Here is a 16,259-nt window from a genome sequence, read left to right on the forward strand (position 1 = left end):
TTGAGCTTTCGCTGGGGCGCCCGTGCGCCCGAGAGGTAGGTGACAGGTATGGCAAAGATCCGCGTATCGAGCCTTGCCAAGGAATTTGGAATGACCTCCAAGGAGCTTCTGGGCCATCTGGAGGATATGAAGATCCCCGCCAAGACCCCGTCTTCGGCGCTGGAGGACGCATACGTCTCCATGGTGCGCAAGAAGCTCGCACCCGTGCTCGAGGCCCGCGCCGCCGAGATCGAGGCCGCGCGCAAGGCCGAGGAGGAGGCCGCCGAGGCCGAGGAGCGCGAGCGCCGCGAGGCCGAGGAGCGCGAGCGGCTGGCCGCCGAGGCGCGCCGCGAGGAGGAGCGCCGTCTCTCCCTCGCAGCCGCAGCGGCCGAGGAGGCGGCGCGGGCCGCAGCCGCCGCTGCCGAGAAGGAGGCGCGCGAGCGCGCCGAGCGCGAGGCGCGCGAGGCCGAGCTCGAGGCGAAGCGCCGCGCGGTGCCCGCGAGCGACTCGGGCCAGCGCTTCCGCTCCCTTCTCGACCAGATCGCCGCGCAGGAGGAGGTCCTGAAGGAGCGTAAGGCCGAGGAGGCCCAGAAGAAGGAGCAGAAGGCAGCCGAGCGCACGCGGCGCGGCGGCGAGCGTCGCGCCGGCCGCAAGAACGAGGCCGCCGCGCGCACGGAGGCCGCTGCCGCTCCGCATCGCCGCAATGCCAGCGCCCCGAGCGTTCCCGCCGGCATGGACGTTCCCTCGCCCGATAAGGCGGGCAAGGGCAAGCGTCGCCGCGGTGGGCACGTCGCCGAGGAGGACCGTTACGCCCGCATGGCGCGCGAGGCGGAGGAGTACAGCCGCGAGCGCGTGCTCGAGGAGGCCCGCGCCGCCGTCGAGGAGGCGAGCCGCGAGTCCACCGGCCGCCGCAAGAAGCGCAAGGAGAAGCGCGAGCGCGAGGCCGCCCGCGCCGCCGAGGAGCAGAAGATCGAGCAGGCGAAGGCCCAGGGCATCTCGGTCGAGGAGCTCGACGCCGTCCGCGTCTCCGAGGGCGTGACCGTCGCCGAGCTCGCCGAGGCGCTCGACGTCCCCGCTAACGACATCATCAAGCGCCTGTTCCTGCTGGGCACGCCGCTCACCATGACGCAGTCCATGTCGAACGACCTCGTCGAGCTCGTCGCCGACGACCTCGGGCGCCAGATCAAGATCATCAGCCCCGAGGAGGAGAACTCCTTCACGTTCTATGACGATCCGGCGGACCTCAAGCCGCGCCCGCCCGTGGTTACCGTTATGGGCCACGTCGACCACGGCAAGACGAGCCTGCTCGACGCCATCCGCCACACCGGCGTCGCCGCGCACGAGGCGGGCGGCATCACTCAGCACATCGGCGCCTCCGAGATCATGATCGGCGGCCGTCAGATCACGTTCGTCGACACCCCGGGCCACGAGGCGTTCACGGCGATGCGCGCCCGCGGCGCGAAGGTGACCGACGTCGTCGTGCTCGTTGTCGCCGCCGACGACGGCGTCATGCCCCAGACGATCGAGGCTATCAACCACTCCAAGGCGGCCGGCGTGCCCATCGTCGTCGCCGTCAACAAGTGCGACAAGCCCGATGCGAACCCCGACCGCGTGCGCCAGGAGCTCGTCGAGTTCGGCGTCATCCCCGAGGAATGGGGCGGTCAGAACATGTTCGTGAACGTCTCCGCCAAGACGCGCGAGGGTATCGACGACCTGCTCGAGACCATTCTTCTTCAGGCCGACGTCCTCGAGCTCAAGGCCAACCCCGACACGTTCGCCTCCGGCTACATCCTCGAGGGCAAGCTCGACCGCGGCCGCGGCCCGGTGGCGACCGTCATCGTCAACCGCGGTACGCTCCACGTGGGCGACGCCATCGTCGCGGGCATGTGCTTCGGCCGCGTCCGCGCCATGCTCGACCAGCGCGGCCAGAACAAGGGCGAGGCGCGTCCCTCCGACGCCGTGGAGATCCTCGGCCTTGACTCCGTGCCCGTGGCGGGCGACGAGTTCCGCGTCTTCGAGGACGAGCGCGACGCCAAGAAGCTTGCCGACGAGCGCGCCCTGAAGGCCCGTATCGAGGAGCAGAGCAAGGTCAAGCACGTCACGCTCGAGACACTCTTCGACGAGATGAACGAGAACGAGCTCAAGGAGCTCAACCTCGTCGTCAAGGCCGACGTCCAAGGCTCCATCGAGGCGCTCGCCGACGCCCTCGGCAAGATGGATCAGTCCGAGGTCCGCATCAACATCATCCATTCGGCGGTCGGAGCCATTTCCGAGACCGACGTCATCCTGGCGGCCGCCTCGAACGCCATCATCGTCGGCTTTGGCGTGCGTCCGCAGGCCAAGGCCCGCGACCTCGCCGAGCGCGAGAACGTCCAGATCAAGACGTACTCCATCATCTACAAGGCCATCGAGGACATCGATGCCGCGCGCATCGGTATGCTCAAGCCCACGGAGGAGGAGGTCCAGACCGGTTCCGCGGAGGTCCGCGAGACGTTCCGCGTCCCCAAGGCCGGCCTCATCGCGGGCTGCATGGTCACCGAGGGCGAGATCAGCCGCGACGACCAGGTGCGCGTCGTGCGCGACGGCGTCGTCGTCTTCGACGGCAAGTTCGCGTCCATGCGCCGCTTCAAGGACGACGTCAAGTCCGTCAAGTCCGGCTACGAGTGCGGTCTCGGCATCGAGCGGTTCCAGGATATCCATGTGGGCGACATCCTCGAGGCCTACAAGGTCGTCGAGGTCGCCCGCACCGAGTAGGGGAGGCCGGTTCAGGTGAAGCAGAACAGCTTGACCCGCCGGCTCTCGGCTCAGCTGCGCGAGAAGCTCGGCTACATCCTCCTGTTCGAGATCGCGGACCCGCGTCTCGACCTCGTGACGCTCACCGGCGTCGAAGTCGCCCAGGACCGCTCCTTCGCACGCATCTTCGTCTCCTGTGACGGGGACCGCTACGAGGAGGTCCTGGAGGCCCTCGACGCTGCGCGCGGCCGCATTCGCAGCCTTCTGGCCCGCGCTCTTGACTGGCGCGTGACGCCCGAGCTCGAGTTTCGCATCGACCGCTCCACCGACGAGGCGGAGCGTATCGCCCGGGCGCTCGAGAACGTGCCCGAGACGCTTTCCGTGCCGAAGGACGAGGAGGGCTACCCCCTCGCGGCGGATGGCGACGACGCGCCCGTGGCCGACGACGCGGCCGATGAGGGGGACGATCCGGGCGACGCGCCGTTTGGCGCCGCTTTTGCCGCCGAGGAGGCGCCCGATGCATAAGGAGCCTCCGCGGGGCGCCTGCGTCGAGTTCGCGGATGCATTCGCGCGCTTGACGACCCTCGTTGAGGGCGCCCGAACCATCGCCATCTGCGGTCACACCTCGCCTGACGGAGACGCTCTGGGGTCGGTACTCGGCCTCGGGGCGGCCCTGCGCGCCCGCTACCCGGAGAAGGACGTCACCTTCCTTCTGGCAGACGATGCGCCGGTGCCCCGCATCTACCGGTTTCTCGTCGGTTCGGCCGATCTTGTCCCGGCGCTCGCCTATGCGGATGCCCCCGACCTCTTTATAGCGGTCGATTGCCCGGTGCTCGAGCGCCTGGCCGATGCGCGGGCGGTCGCCGAGCGCGCCGCCCATGTGGCCGTGTTCGATCACCATCCGTGCCGCGAGGAGTTTGCCGAGGTCGTCGTGAGGCGCGTCCAGTGCGCCGCCACGGCCGTGCTCATCCACGCGTTCCTCGCGTATCGCGGGGATCCCATCGCGCCCACGGTTGCCACGGCGCTCCTCTGCGGCATCGTGACGGATACCGGTCGTTTCCAGTATCAGAACGCCGACCCCGAGGCCTTCGCGGTGGCGGCGCACCTCGTCTCCTGCGGCGCCGATCCCGCGCGCATCTCGCTCGAGGTCTATCAGAGCCAGCGCATCGAGTACCTCATGCTCGAGTCGCTCGTCATGGGCCGCATCCGCACCGTGGCGGACGGCCGCGTCGCCTACAGCTTCGCTAGGGCCGAGGATCTGGAGAAGCGCCGCGTGAGTCAGGACGAGTGCGACGGCCTCGTCGACGTCGTGCGCTCCGTGCAGGGGGTCGAGGTCTGCCTGTTTCTCAAGGAGTGCGCGTGCGGGCTCGTCCGCGGCAACCTGCGCTCCAAGGGTGCGCTCGACGTCTCCGGCGTCGCCGCCCTCTTCGGCGGCGGCGGGCACGCCGCTGCGGCCGGCTTCACGTACGAGGGCACCATAGAGGACGCCCTCGCGGTGGCGCTCCCCAAGCTCACGGAGCTCGTCGAACGCTCAGACGAGCCTGCGGCGTAGGGCGGCGCCATGGCAAAGCGACAGGTGAGCAGGATCAACTGCCTGCTCGGTATCGATAAGCCCCAGGGTATGACCTCGCATGACGTCGTAGCCCGCGTTCGGCGTGCCCTGGGCGAGCGCCGCGTGGGCCACGCCGGAACGCTCGACCCCATGGCGACTGGCGTCATGGTGGTGGGCATAGGCCAGGCTACGCGCCTTCTGGGGCTTCTGACGCTCGACACGAAGGCCTACGTGGCGGAGATCTCCTTTGGCGCCGAGACCAACACCGACGACCTTGAGGGAACCGTCACGCGCGAGGCCGCCGTGCCCGCCGAGGTCGGCGACGCGGCCTTCGCCCGCGAGGTGCTCGCCGGGATGCACGGGGTCCAGGACCAGGTCCCACCGGCATTCTCGGCCATCTCCGTCGAGGGGGTCCGCTCCTATCGCCGTGCCCGGGCGGGGGAGGAGGTCGCGCTTCCTCCCCGGCGCATCGAGGTCATCGACGCCCTGCTTCTTGGGGTCGGCGCCGGCCCGCGCGGCCCGGTCTGGACCGTTGCCTTCACCGTGAGCAAGGGCACCTACATCCGGGCTCTCGCGCGCGACCTCGGGCGCCGTGTGGGTTCGGCGGCGCATCTGACGGCGCTCAGGCGCACGGCTTCGGGGTCTATCGGCCTCGGCCAGTGCCTCGCGCTCGATGCGGTGGAGCCGGCGGGCGCCCTTCGGAGTGCGCTCGACCCCGTGGCGGCGCTCGGTGCGTTGGCGCTGCCGCTCCCGGCGGCGCTCGCGGCGGATGTCCAGAACGGCCGCCGCCTGCCGTGGGACGCCGTCGGGCGCGCGCGACCCGCTCCCGGCCCCGAGCAGCGCATCGCGCTTGTCGCCGACGGCGCTGTCGCCGCCCTCGCGCATGTGGACGCGCAGACCCTCGCGCCCGACCTTGTCTTTCCGCAACCAATCGGAGGTGTTCGCCCTTGATGCCCGATCGCTCGGAACTCGTTAGGGACTTCATGCTGGAGAGCGGCGGCGCGCCGCTCTATCGCCTGGACGATTCCGCGCGCTCTGCCGTCCTTCCGCCTGCGGCCATCGCCATCGGCGCCTTCGACGGCATGCATCGGGGCCATGCCGACCTCATCGCCCGTACCGTCGCCGATGCGCGCGAGCGTGGCGTTGCGGCCTATGCGGTCACGTTCGACCCGGATCCCGACCGCGTGGTCGCCCCCGAGCCCGTGCCGCACCTTCTCGCCATGGAGGACCGCTGGCGGCTCCTCGCGGCCTCGGGCGTCGATGGCATCGTCGTCATCCCCTTTACCCCCGAGCTCGCCCGGCTCGACCATGCGGCGTTCTTCGAGCGGGTCCTGCTACCGCACGTACCTTTGGTGTCGGTGCATGTGGGAAGCGATTTCCGGCTCGGCGCCGGCGGGGCATCCACGGTAGATACCATGCGCGCCTGGCTCCGACCGCGCGGGATCGCGATGTACGGGCATGACCTCGTGTGCGACGAGGGCTCGGTCGTCTCCGCAACGCGCATCCGCCGCTCCCTCGCCCAGGGGGATGTCGCAGGCGCCGCGCGCGAGCTCGGACGCCGCTTCGCCGTGCGCGGGACGGTTGAGGCGGGGCGCCATGAGGGGACCGATATGGGGTTCCCCACGGCAAACATCAAGGTGCCCTCCGGGATCCAATTGCCCCAGGACGGCGTCTACGCCGGGTTGGGCCTCGTCGGGCGCACCGTCTGGCCCGCTGCCATCAACGTCGGCATACCGCCCATGTTCGCCGGCTGCGCGGGTTCCGCGATGCTCGAGGCGAACCTCATCGGCTTCACGGGCCAGATCTACGGCGAGGCGTGCGCGCTCGCCTTCGACCGTCGCCTGCGCGCCTCGCAGGAGTTCGCCTCGCGCGACGATCTCATCGCGGCGGTTCTGGGTAACATCGATGACGTGCGGCAGCAGTTTGGCGAGAGCGGGGTGGAGCTTGGCCTATGATTTCCGACGAAGATCGCGAGCGCGTGCGCGCCGCCACCGACTTGGTGGCGCTCGTGCAGGAGACGGTGCCCCTCCAGCCGCGCAACAAGGAGTTCTGGGGCTGCTGCCCGTTCCACGGCGAGAAGACGCCTTCGTTTCACATCATCCCCGCCACGCAGGTCTGGCACTGCTTCGGATGCGGTGAGGGCGGCGACTGCTTCTCCTACGTCATGAAGCGCGAGAACCTGTCCTTTCCCGAGTCGATCCGCTATCTGGCGGACCGCGCCGGCATCGAGATCCACGACGATTTCGAGGGGCGGCAGCGCGGGTCCAAGCGCTCGCGCCTCATCGAGGTCTGCGAAGCGTCCTCCCAGTTCTTCCACACGATGCTCATGCGCGGCCGCGACGACCGGCCGCGGACGTACTTCGCCTCGCGCCATATGGGCGGGGCCGTCTGCAAGCGGTACCGTCTTGGATTCGCGCCGGGCCGCGGTTCGCTCGTGCGGCACCTGACGTCGCTCGGCTTCACGCCGCAGGAGATGGTTGACGCCAACGTCGCCATCCGCCGCGATCGCGGAGCGGTCGCCGACCGCTTTTACGACCGGGTCATGTTTCCCATCTTCGACGAGCTCGGCCGCTGCATCGCCTTCGGCGGCCGCATCATGGGAGACGGTCAGCCCAAGTACCTCAACACGTCCGAGACCGCGCTCTTCCACAAGAAGAGGAACCTCTACGGCTTCAACTGGGCGAAGGACGACATCGTCGCCCGCGCCGAGGCCATCGTCGTCGAGGGCTACACCGACGCCATCGCCTGCTGGGAGGCGGACATCAAAAACGTGGTGGCCACGCTGGGGACGGCGCTCACCGAGCACCACGTCAAGACGCTCACGCGTTTCGTGAAGCGCATCGTCTACCTGTTCGACGGCGATGCCGCCGGGCAGAAGGCGGCCGAGCGCGCCATTCAGTTCATCGAGAACGACGCGATAGACCTGCGCTGCGTGGTCCTGCCGGCGGGTATGGACCCTATGGAGTTCATCACGGCGGAGGGCGGCGGGGCCCTGCGCGCTCTTATCGAGGACGCCGAGCCCCTGATGGATTTCGTGTTCCGTAAACTCGGCGAGCGCAGCGACGTGTCGACGCCCGGCGGGCGCACGCGCGCGCTCGAGGATGCGCTCCGCCTCATCTACCCCTTGCGCGCGAGCTATATGATCGATGCGTACTACCAGCAGGTGGCCGACCGGGTCGGTCTCGATGTGGAGAACGTGCGGGCCGCCGCGCCGCAGATATTCCGCGCGGTCGAGCGCGAGGAGGCCGACCGCGAGCGACGCGCGGCCGACCGCGAGCGCGCTCAGGCGCGCCAGGCGCACCCCGCCGGGGAGACCGGCGCGCCCCTGCCGGCGGGGGAGGCCGCGCCGTATGACGAGGTGCCGCTCGATGCCTACGGCCAAGTGCCCCAGGCTCCCGAGCCGGCGGAGACCGCGCCCGTCCAGCAGCCCGTCATCCTCACCGAGCTCGAGCGCCGCGCCCTGGTGAGCGAGCGCGAGCTGCTCACGCTCCTCACGGCGCACCCCGATACGTTCCGTCCCTACGCCGAGCGCATCGTGGACATCGACTGGGTCGACCCGCGGCACGAGGCGATCGCCTGGGCCGTGCTCGCCACGCCGGAGGGCACACGTCCGGTCGACGCCATGGACGCCGCCCGTGCGGTGTGCCCCGAGGCCGCCGAGCTCGTCTCCTCCGGCCGCATCGGCGCCACGAGCGCGCACCCCACCGAGGTGAACATCAAATTCCTCCTCGACACGCTCGAGCTCTTCACGGTCAGGCGCCGGCTCAAGACGGCCCAAGGCAGGCTCCGGCAGGGCTCCGGGCTCTCTCCGGAGGAGCGCCGCGAGCTCACCATCGAGGCCTCGCAGGGCGCCGCGCGCAAAAGGGCGCTCGAGCGGGAGCTGGAGGGCGTGGCCGACCCGTTTGCCGAGACGGCGCTGCCAGGTGGCGGAGATGTGGCCTCGCAGACGGGGGACGCTTCGTAGTGTTTTCAATATCGTTTGCATGGGGTATAGACACTTGTGATAAAGTTTTGAACCCTATGAACCAAGAAGGGAGACTCTGTGCCTAAAGCTACGGATACTGCGAATAACGGCATCGACGCTTTCGTCGACCAGCTTCTGGAGCGCGCTTCCGCGACGGGCTCGGTCACTGAGGACGAGATCCAGATCGTCCTGAAGGACGTCGACGTCTCCGATGCTGACCTTACGGGCATATACCGCTCTCTGCGCGATCGCGGCATCGACATCGTGTCGCAGGGTGACGACGAGGCGGATGCCGGCATCGGCGCCGATGACGACGACGCCGTGCTCGGCGGCGACCTCGATGATGACGAGTTCGTCGACGACGACATCCGTGCCGCCAAGAACGCCGACGCCGAGATGGCCTCCACCGCCAAGCCCAAGCGCAAGTCGCGCGTGCGCACGACGCGGTCCCGCTCGCGCGTGCGTGGCATCGATGCCTCCACGGTCATGCTCACGGGCGACCCGGTGCGCATGTACCTGAAGGAGATCGGCAAGGTCGACCTGCTCACCGCTTCCGACGAGGTCGATCTCGCCATGAAGATCGAGGCCGGTCTCGAGGCCACTGAGAAGCTCGAGGCTGCCGAGCGCGGCGAGATGGAGCTCACCCGTGCGGAGAAGCGCCGCCTCATGCGCATCGAGCAGGTGGGTCTTGACGCCAAGCAGGCCCTCATCTCGGCGAACCTGCGCCTCGTCGTGTCCATCGCGAAGCGCTACGTCGGACGCGGCATGCTGTTCCTCGACCTCATCCAGGAGGGCAACCTCGGTCTCATCCGCGCCGTCGAGAAGTTCGACTACGAGAAGGGCTTCAAGTTCTCCACGTACGCCACGTGGTGGATCCGCCAGGCCATCACGCGCGCCATCGCCGACCAGGCGCGCACCATCCGCATCCCCGTGCACATGGTTGAGACCATCAACAAGCTCATCCGCGTGCAGCGCCAGCTCCTTCAGGATCTCGGGCGCGACCCGACCCCGGAGGAGATCGGCGCCGAGATGGATATGTCTGCCGACCGCGTGCGCGAGATCCAGAAGATCAGCCAGGAGCCCGTCTCGCTCGAGACGCCCATCGGCGAGGAGGAGGACTCCCAGCTCGGTGACTTCATCGAGGACTCGCAGGCGGTCGTCCCCCCCGATGCGGCGACATTCTCCATGCTGCAGGAGCAGCTCGGCCAGGTGCTCGACACGCTCGCCGACCGCGAGCGCAAGGTTATCGAGCTGCGCTTCGGGTTGGTGGACGGCCACCCGCGCACGCTCGAGGAGGTCGGACGCGAGTTCGGCGTGACGCGCGAGCGCATCCGCCAGATCGAGTCCAAGACGCTGGCTAAGCTCCGTCACCCGTCGCGCTCCACGCGTCTGCGCGATTACGTCGAGAACTAGCGCGCGGCTCCTCGGCGCGCCCGGCGCGGCGCGCCGCCCATAGTGCGGATTCATACGCCGCCGGTTGCCCCTGTGGGCGGCTGGCGGCGTTTGCGTACGCGGCCGCGGGCATCGCAGGGAGGGATTTCGCATGCTGGCGATTTGCGCCTACGGGTTCTATGCACTGCTCGCCGCCGCCGCGGTCATCGATGCGCGCGAGCGGCGCCTGCCGCATGGCCTGGCTTTGGCGCTCGTGGTGCTGGGCGCCGCGTGCGGCCTTGCCGAAGGCGGGGTGGGGACGCTTCTGCCGCGCGCCGCGTCCGCCTGCGCGGTATGCGGCGCGCTCGTCGCCTTCGAGCTTGCCTGGCGCCGCGTCAAGGGGGCGCCGGGGCAGGGGATGGGGGATATCCGCGCGCTCTTCGCGCTTATGCTCGTGTACCCCGAGGCCGCATTGGCTGCCTATGCGCTCGCGCTCATCGCCCTCGCCCTCTCATGCGTTGCGGTTCGCTCCCGCTCCCTCCCGCTCATTCCGTTTCTGGTACCGTTCTTTATCTTGTTTACGGGATTGCTTTCGGGTGCGTAGCTGTTTTGCGTCCGGTCGATGTGCGATGATAGGTGAAGTCACGAGTGGGGAGGTAGCGTATGCCTTCGCAGGATACCGAGCGGCGGCGCGCCGTGCGCGCGCGGATGGACCGCATCCAAGACGTGCTCTCCGACGCCCTTGTCGAGCGCATGACCGATGATCGGGCGCGCGGGTGGCTAAACCCGTATCGCACCGATGACGTACGGGCGCTCCGCCGTGAGGAGCGGCCCGGGGACGCGCCCAACATATGGCGCCCGGCGTTCGTGCGCGATGTGGAGAAGATTATCCACACGCCCGCGTACAACCGCTATGCCGGAAAGACGCAGGTCTTCAGCTTCCGCAGCAACGACGACCTGTCGCGCCGCGGCCTGCACGTGCAGCTCGTGGCGCGCATCGCGCGCGACATCGGGTACGCCCTCGGCCTCAACACCGACCTCATCGAGGCCATCGGCCTCGGCCACGACCTCGGCCACACGCCCTTCGGCCATGCGGGGGAGCGCTGTCTCAACGAGGTGTTCCACGAGCGCACGGGACGCTGGTTCTTTCACAACGTGCATTCCGTGCGCGTGCTCGACGTGCTCTACGGTCGGAACATCTCCTTGCAGGTGCTCGACGGGGCGCTCACCCACAACGGCGAGTACGAGCAGCAGGTGTTCGAGCTTTCCGGCTTATCCGGGTTCGAAGCGTTCGATGACGTCGTGGAGCGCTGCTACACGCAGGGCGGGCTCGCCATCGGGCACCTGCGTCCCATGACGCTCGAGGGGTGCGTCGTCCGCATCTCCGATATCATCGCCTACGTCGGACGCGACCGACAGGATGCCATCGAGGCGGGCCTTCTGGGGGAGGACGCCTTCGAGGACGGTCTCGGCGGCGCCTACAACTCGTGGATCCTGTCACACGCCGCCGCCGACATCATCGAGCACAGCTACGGTTCGGACCGTATCGCCATGAGCGAGGACCTCTTTTTGGAGATTCGGCGCGCCAAGGCGGAGAACTACGCCAAGATCTACCGCTCGAGCGGTATCGAGGGGGAGCGCGCCGAGGAGCTCGCGCGAGCCTTCCGCCTGGTGTACGGCCGCTGCCTCGACGACCTCGCCCGCCGCGACGAGTCGAGCTACATCTTCCGTCATCATATCGCGCGGATCGAGCGGGCGCTCTCGCACTACGGGCGCCGCTACGCGTGGGAGGCGGATCCCGAGCAGACCGTGGTCGATTACATCGCGAGCATGACCGACGGCTACTTCACCGAGCTCGCGGGACGCTACTTCCCCGAGATCCGGTTCCCGCGGCGCACGTACATAAACGAGTAGGGATGTCGATGGAGACTTTGTTCAGCGCTCAGGAGAGCGAACGCGCCCGTAACAACGCGCCGCTCGCCGTGCGTATGCGGCCGGCGACGCTCGACGAGTACGTCGGTCAGAAAAAGGCGGTGGGTCCGGGGAGCTGGCTCAGGTCGGCCATCGAGCACGACGTGCTCTCGAGCGTCATCCTCTACGGCCCGGCGGGGACGGGCAAGACCACGCTCGCCCACATCATCGCGCAGCATACGCGCAGCGAGTTCGTCGAGGTCTCGGCGGTTACGGGTACGGTCAAGGACCTTCGGCGCGAGATCGACGAGGCGAAGCGGCGCCTCATGGCCTACGACCGCCGAACGATACTGTTCATCGACGAGATACACCGCTTCAGCCGCTCGCAGCAGGACGCGCTCCTGCATGCGGTCGAGAACCGCACGGTGATCATGATCGGGGCCACGACGGAGAATCCGTACTTTGAGGTCAATTCCGCCCTGCTCTCGCGCGCGCGGGTGGTGGAACTCGAGCACCTCACGAACGATGAGGTGGCGGAGCTCGTGCGGCGCGCGCTCACCGCCCCGCAAGGGCTCGCCGGCGGCTACCGTGCCGCCGATGAGGTGGTCGGCGCCATATGCACGCTCGCGGCGGGCGACGCGCGCGCGGCGCTCACCACCCTTGAGCTCGCGAGCGAGATGGCGCTCATTCGCTCGGACGGGGCGGGTGTCGCCTGTGATTCCGACGGGGAAGGCGCGGGCGCCATCACCATCACGCTCGAGGACGTGCGCATGGCGAACCCGCGCCGCGGGCTCTCCTACGACAAGTCGGGCGATATGCACTACGACATCATCTCGGCCTTCATCAAATCCATGCGCGGCAGCGATCCGGACGCGACCGTGTACTGGCTCGCCCGCATGATCGATGCGGGGGAGGACCCCAAATTCATCGCGCGGCGCATCATGATCCAGGCCTCGGAGGACATCGGCAACGCCGATCCCCAGGCGTTCCTCGTGGCCGAGGCCGCCTTCAAGGCGGCGGAGGTCATAGGCTACCCCGAGTGCCGCATCAACTTGGCGCAGGCGGCGATCTACAACGCGCTCGCGCCGAAGTCCAACGCGTGCGAGGCGGCCATAGACGCGGCGCTCGCCGACGTGCATTCGAGCGGGCAGCGCGAGGTGCCGAGCCATCTGCGCGACCGGCACCGGCCGGGTTCGGACGCGTACGGCCCCTACCGGTACCCGCACGATTACCCAGAGGGCTGGGTCGACCAGCAGTATCTGCCCGACGGTCTTGCCCGCGGCGCCTTCTGGAAGCCGGCGGGGCGCGGGTGGGAGCAGTTCCGGTTCGAGCAGAGCGCGCGCGACCGCAGCGGCAGGGCCCCCGAGGCCCATGACGGGGAGGGGGCCCAGGCCTAGCCGCGCGCGGTGGACGCGCTCATCGGTTGCACGCCGTCCCCCGCGACAGAGCCGGCGCGAAACGGGTACTATAAACGTCTGTATGTAGGAAGCGGCGTCGCGCCGCGAAACGATACCGGGAGGTACCATGGACCCTCTCCAGATTGTGCTCATCGTCGTCGCCGTGGCGGCTGTGTGGGCGCTCGTCGAGCTCGCCCTGCTCGCGCGGCGCGGCCGCGATGCCGTGGGGAATCTCGACCGTGCCGTGAGCGACATCAACGACACGCTGGCGGAGGCCAAGCCCGTCATCGCCAAGCTCGATGACACCCTCGAGGAGCTGCAGCCCGCCGTCCAGCGCGTCGAGCCCCTGCTCGCGAGCGCGAACGTCGCCGTCGATGCGCTCTCCGCCAATCTCGTCGAGGTCGAGGCCGTGGTGCGCGACGTCTCGTCGTTCACGGGTACGGCCGTCAACGCCAAGCACGCCGCCCGCGGGGTTGCCGACAGCGCGAGCGATGCCGTGCAGCGCCTGCTCGGCAAGCGCCGCGGACGCGATGCGGCACCCGAGCGTGCCATCGGACAGGGGGATGCGCCGGATGCGTCGCCCGCTGTCGATGACGCCGCAAAGGGCGCCCCTGCGGATTCCCCTGAGACGCCCGCCGCTTCTAGTCAGTATTTCACCTACGGCGACGTCGCCGCCGAGCAGGAGCCGGAGGCCGCACATGAGTAACCTGACGGAGCGCCCCATCGCGCTCACCCTCGCTGCCGAGCCCGACCTCGCGCGCCTCGTGCGCATGACCGCCGCCAATGTCGGCGCGCTGGCGGGTATGTCCGTGGACCGTATCGAGGACATGCGCATGGCCGCCGAGGAGGCGTTCATCTACGCTGCCTCCGCTGACCCGGACGGTGCCCTGACCATAACGTTCTCATTTGATGACGACGGCGTGCGGATGACGTTCGAGCTCGCGCTCGATGCGTTCCCCGCGGTGAAGGAGGGCGATCCGGCAGCCTACGCCGACCTGCTCCTCGCCGCTGTCTGCGATAGCTACGAGCGAACGGACGGGCCGGCGCGCCTCGTGCTCGCTCTCGGGACGGATGCGTGATATGCCGAAGACTTCCGCTACGGGAAAGACCGCTTGGGATAAGGAGAAGACCCACGAGCTCTTCCGCCGCTACAAGGAGGAGGGCGACCGCGACGCCCGCGAGAAGCTCGTCATGTCCCATCTCAATCTGGTCCGCTTCCTCGCCAACAAGTTCAAGAACCGCGGCGAGCCGCTCGACGACCTCATGCAGGTGGGTTACCTGGGGCTCCTCAAGGCCATCGACGGATTCGACCCCTCGCGCGGGCTCGAGTTCACCACGTACGCCACTCCCACCATCTTGGGCGAGATCAAGCGCCACTTCCGCGATAAGGGCTGGTCGGTGCGCGTGCCGCGCCGTCTGCAGGAGCTGTCCGCCAAAGTCAACCAGGCAACCGATGCGCTGACGGTCTCGCTGCAGCGATCCCCTAAGATCGAAGAGGTCGCCGAGTACGTGGGCGCGACGGTGGACGAGGTGCTCGAGGCCATGGAGTCCTCCTCTGCCTACAGCTCGGTGCCGCTCGAGGGCACCGGTTCGTCCGAGAACGACGACGCCCCCTCGATCATCGATCGCTATGCGACCGATGATGCTGAGCTCGAGCTCACCGACGACCGCCTCATGATAGAAGAGGCCCTGGACGACCTTTCGCCCCGCGAGCGCGAGGTGATCGAGCTCAGGTTCCGCGACGGGCTCACCCAGATCGAGATGGCCGAGCGCCTCGGTATCTCGCAGGTGCAGGTATCGCGCCTGTTGCGCCGCACGCTCAAGAAGATCCAGGACCGCATCGACCCCAGCGGCACCTTGGCGCGCTCATGAGGGCGGGCGGCACTGGGCGCGTGCGCACGATCGACTTCGGGCGCCATGACTTCGCCTTCGGCATCGCCCTGCGCATCTGGGCGGTCGTGGGCGGCATCATCATCGGCGCCGCGATCCTCAACGTCTTCGACGTGCTCGCGCCCGTCATAGAGTTTCTGGCCGTCGGCTCGCTCGTGGCCTTCGTCGCGGCCCCCTTGGTGAACGCCCTCGACCAGCGGGGCGTTCCCCGCGGCATGGCGGCCCTCGTCGGCCTCGCCGTCGTCATAGCCGTCGTCGCTCTCGTGCTCATCATCGTGGCGCCCCTCATCTTCTCCCAGCTGTGGGAGCTCGCCGCGCGCATCCCCGATCAGCTGCGCGGCTGGGGGGATTGGCTCTCCGGTTTTGCCAGCGACTTCAGGTTCCTCGCCAAGACGCAGTGGGCGAGCGACCTGAGCTCTCTCGTCGACGCCGTCGCCGACTCGGCGGCGCGGAACGTGGCGCAGATCGCGGGCGACCTCGGGAGGGGCGTGTTCCCCTTCCTCTCCAACGTGGGGTCTCAGCTCTTCATCGTGTTTTTAGGGCTCGTCCTCGCGTTCTGGCTCGCGTGCGACTATCCGCGCATGCACCGAGAGATCGGCACGATACTCGGCGAGGACCACGAGATGAGCTATCGCTTCATGGTCGCGATCCTCTCGCGCGCCGTGGGTGGCTACATGCGCAGCATGGTCATCACCTCGGCTATCGACGGGGTGCTCTCACTCGCCGGATTCGCCCTCGTCGGGCACCCGTACGCCCTGCTCATGGGTGTGCTCACCGCGATCTTCCATCTTATCCCGGTCGTGGGGCCCGTCATCTCCTCGGCGCTCGCGATCCTCGTCGCCCTCTTCTCGAGCCCGGGTATGGCTCTCGGCACGCTTCTGGTGTGCGTGGTCGCGCAGAATGTGACCGATAACGTCATATCGCCGCGCGTCATGCAGTCGGCCGTCTCCGTGCACCCGGCGATGAGCCTCACCGCCATCGTCATCGGCTCCGCGCTCATGGGCCCGCTCGGCATGGTGGTGGCCATCCCGCTCTGCGCCGCGCTGAAGGGGCTTTTCATCTTCTATTTCGAGAAGCGCACCCAGCGCCAAATCGTGTCGTGGGACGGCGCGGTCTTCCAGGGCCAGCCCTTCCATGATGCGGACGGCGCCCCGGTGCCCGCCTATGACGCGCTCGGCGACGACACCTTCGTCAGCGACTCCCAGCTCATCTCCGCAGAGGCGGCTCCCGCCGCCGAGGCAGAGCCCCGCCCGCCCGAGATCGATAACCCGTGGGCGAAGCTCGCCGCGCTCAACAACCTTCAGGCCGGCGGCACGGGCGTCTTCCGGAACCCCTTCGCCTCCGAGGACGCGCATCAAGACGGCAAAGATGGCGGGGATGCGCACGATGGGGGAGAGACCTCCTAGACGAGGCCATTTTCGCTATAATTCTTTCGTTTGTCCTTAGAGATTCACCAACAGGA

At 68.4% G+C, this 16,259-nt stretch carries 14 protein-coding genes; all 14 read left to right on the plus strand.

Translation table 11 applies throughout. The features are described 5' to 3' along the window. Positions 1–48: 48 nt before the first annotated feature. The gene (gene infB, locus B5F70_RS00790) at positions 49–2,733 is read left to right on the plus strand and encodes a translation initiation factor IF-2 (protein WP_087203661.1); all 2,685 of its coding nucleotides are present in this window, start codon (positions 49–51) and stop codon (positions 2,731–2,733) included. A 15-nt stretch (positions 2,734–2,748) separates the two neighbouring features. Then, positions 2,749–3,237: a 30S ribosome-binding factor RbfA gene (rbfA, locus tag B5F70_RS00795; RefSeq protein ID WP_087203662.1), complete on the plus strand. Its 489-nt coding sequence runs from the start codon at positions 2,749–2,751 to the stop codon at positions 3,235–3,237. Beyond that, the gene (locus B5F70_RS00800) at positions 3,230–4,264 is read left to right on the plus strand and encodes a DHH family phosphoesterase (protein WP_087203663.1); all 1,035 of its coding nucleotides are present in this window, start codon (positions 3,230–3,232) and stop codon (positions 4,262–4,264) included. Before rbfA ends, B5F70_RS00800 begins: the two co-directional genes overlap by 8 nt. Before the next feature lie 9 nt (positions 4,265–4,273). Then, positions 4,274–5,215: a tRNA pseudouridine(55) synthase TruB gene (truB, locus tag B5F70_RS00805; protein WP_087203664.1), complete on the plus strand. Its 942-nt coding sequence runs from the start codon at positions 4,274–4,276 to the stop codon at positions 5,213–5,215. Further along, positions 5,215–6,219, plus strand: a complete 1,005-nt coding sequence (locus B5F70_RS00810) for a riboflavin kinase (protein ID WP_087203665.1) — start codon at positions 5,215–5,217, stop codon at positions 6,217–6,219. The genes truB and B5F70_RS00810 overlap by 1 nt, the downstream gene beginning before the upstream one ends. After that, positions 6,216–8,228: a DNA primase gene (gene dnaG, locus B5F70_RS00815; protein ID WP_087203666.1), complete on the plus strand. Its 2,013-nt coding sequence runs from the start codon at positions 6,216–6,218 to the stop codon at positions 8,226–8,228. The genes B5F70_RS00810 and dnaG overlap by 4 nt, the downstream gene beginning before the upstream one ends. Before the next feature lie 78 nt (positions 8,229–8,306). After that, positions 8,307–9,641 (plus strand): RNA polymerase sigma factor RpoD, encoded by a 1,335-nt coding sequence (gene rpoD, locus B5F70_RS00820; RefSeq protein WP_087203667.1) that lies wholly within the window; start codon positions 8,307–8,309, stop codon positions 9,639–9,641. 130 nt (positions 9,642–9,771) lie between these two features. Beyond that, a complete protein-coding gene (locus tag B5F70_RS00825; RefSeq protein ID WP_087203668.1) occupies positions 9,772–10,203 on the plus strand; it encodes a prepilin peptidase in 432 nt (143 codons plus the stop codon). Positions 10,204–10,262: 59 nt separating this feature from the next. Then, positions 10,263–11,513: an HD domain-containing protein gene (locus tag B5F70_RS00830; RefSeq protein WP_087203669.1), complete on the plus strand. Its 1,251-nt coding sequence runs from the start codon at positions 10,263–10,265 to the stop codon at positions 11,511–11,513. A gap of 8 nt (positions 11,514–11,521) precedes the next feature. Continuing rightward, entirely contained in the window at positions 11,522–12,907 is a 1,386-nt protein-coding gene (locus B5F70_RS00835) for a replication-associated recombination protein A (protein ID WP_087203865.1), read from the plus strand. Between the two features lie 127 nt (positions 12,908–13,034). Beyond that, the gene (locus B5F70_RS00840; protein ID WP_087203670.1) at positions 13,035–13,613 is read left to right on the plus strand and encodes a hypothetical protein; all 579 of its coding nucleotides are present in this window, start codon (positions 13,035–13,037) and stop codon (positions 13,611–13,613) included. After that, positions 13,606–13,986, plus strand: a complete 381-nt coding sequence (locus B5F70_RS00845) for an ATP-binding protein (protein WP_087203671.1) — start codon at positions 13,606–13,608, stop codon at positions 13,984–13,986. Before B5F70_RS00840 ends, B5F70_RS00845 begins: the two co-directional genes overlap by 8 nt. A 1-nt stretch (position 13,987) precedes the next feature. After that, on the plus strand, positions 13,988–14,779 hold the full coding sequence (locus B5F70_RS00850; protein WP_087203672.1) for a SigB/SigF/SigG family RNA polymerase sigma factor: 792 nt from the start codon (positions 13,988–13,990) through the stop codon (positions 14,777–14,779). After that, positions 14,776–16,203: an AI-2E family transporter gene (locus B5F70_RS00855; protein ID WP_087203673.1), complete on the plus strand. Its 1,428-nt coding sequence runs from the start codon at positions 14,776–14,778 to the stop codon at positions 16,201–16,203. The genes B5F70_RS00850 and B5F70_RS00855 overlap by 4 nt, the downstream gene beginning before the upstream one ends. Positions 16,204–16,259: the final 56 nt, after the last annotated feature.

It is taken from the genome of Collinsella sp. An268, from assembly GCF_002159765.1.
Taxonomy (GTDB): domain Bacteria; phylum Actinomycetota; class Coriobacteriia; order Coriobacteriales; family Coriobacteriaceae; genus Coprousia.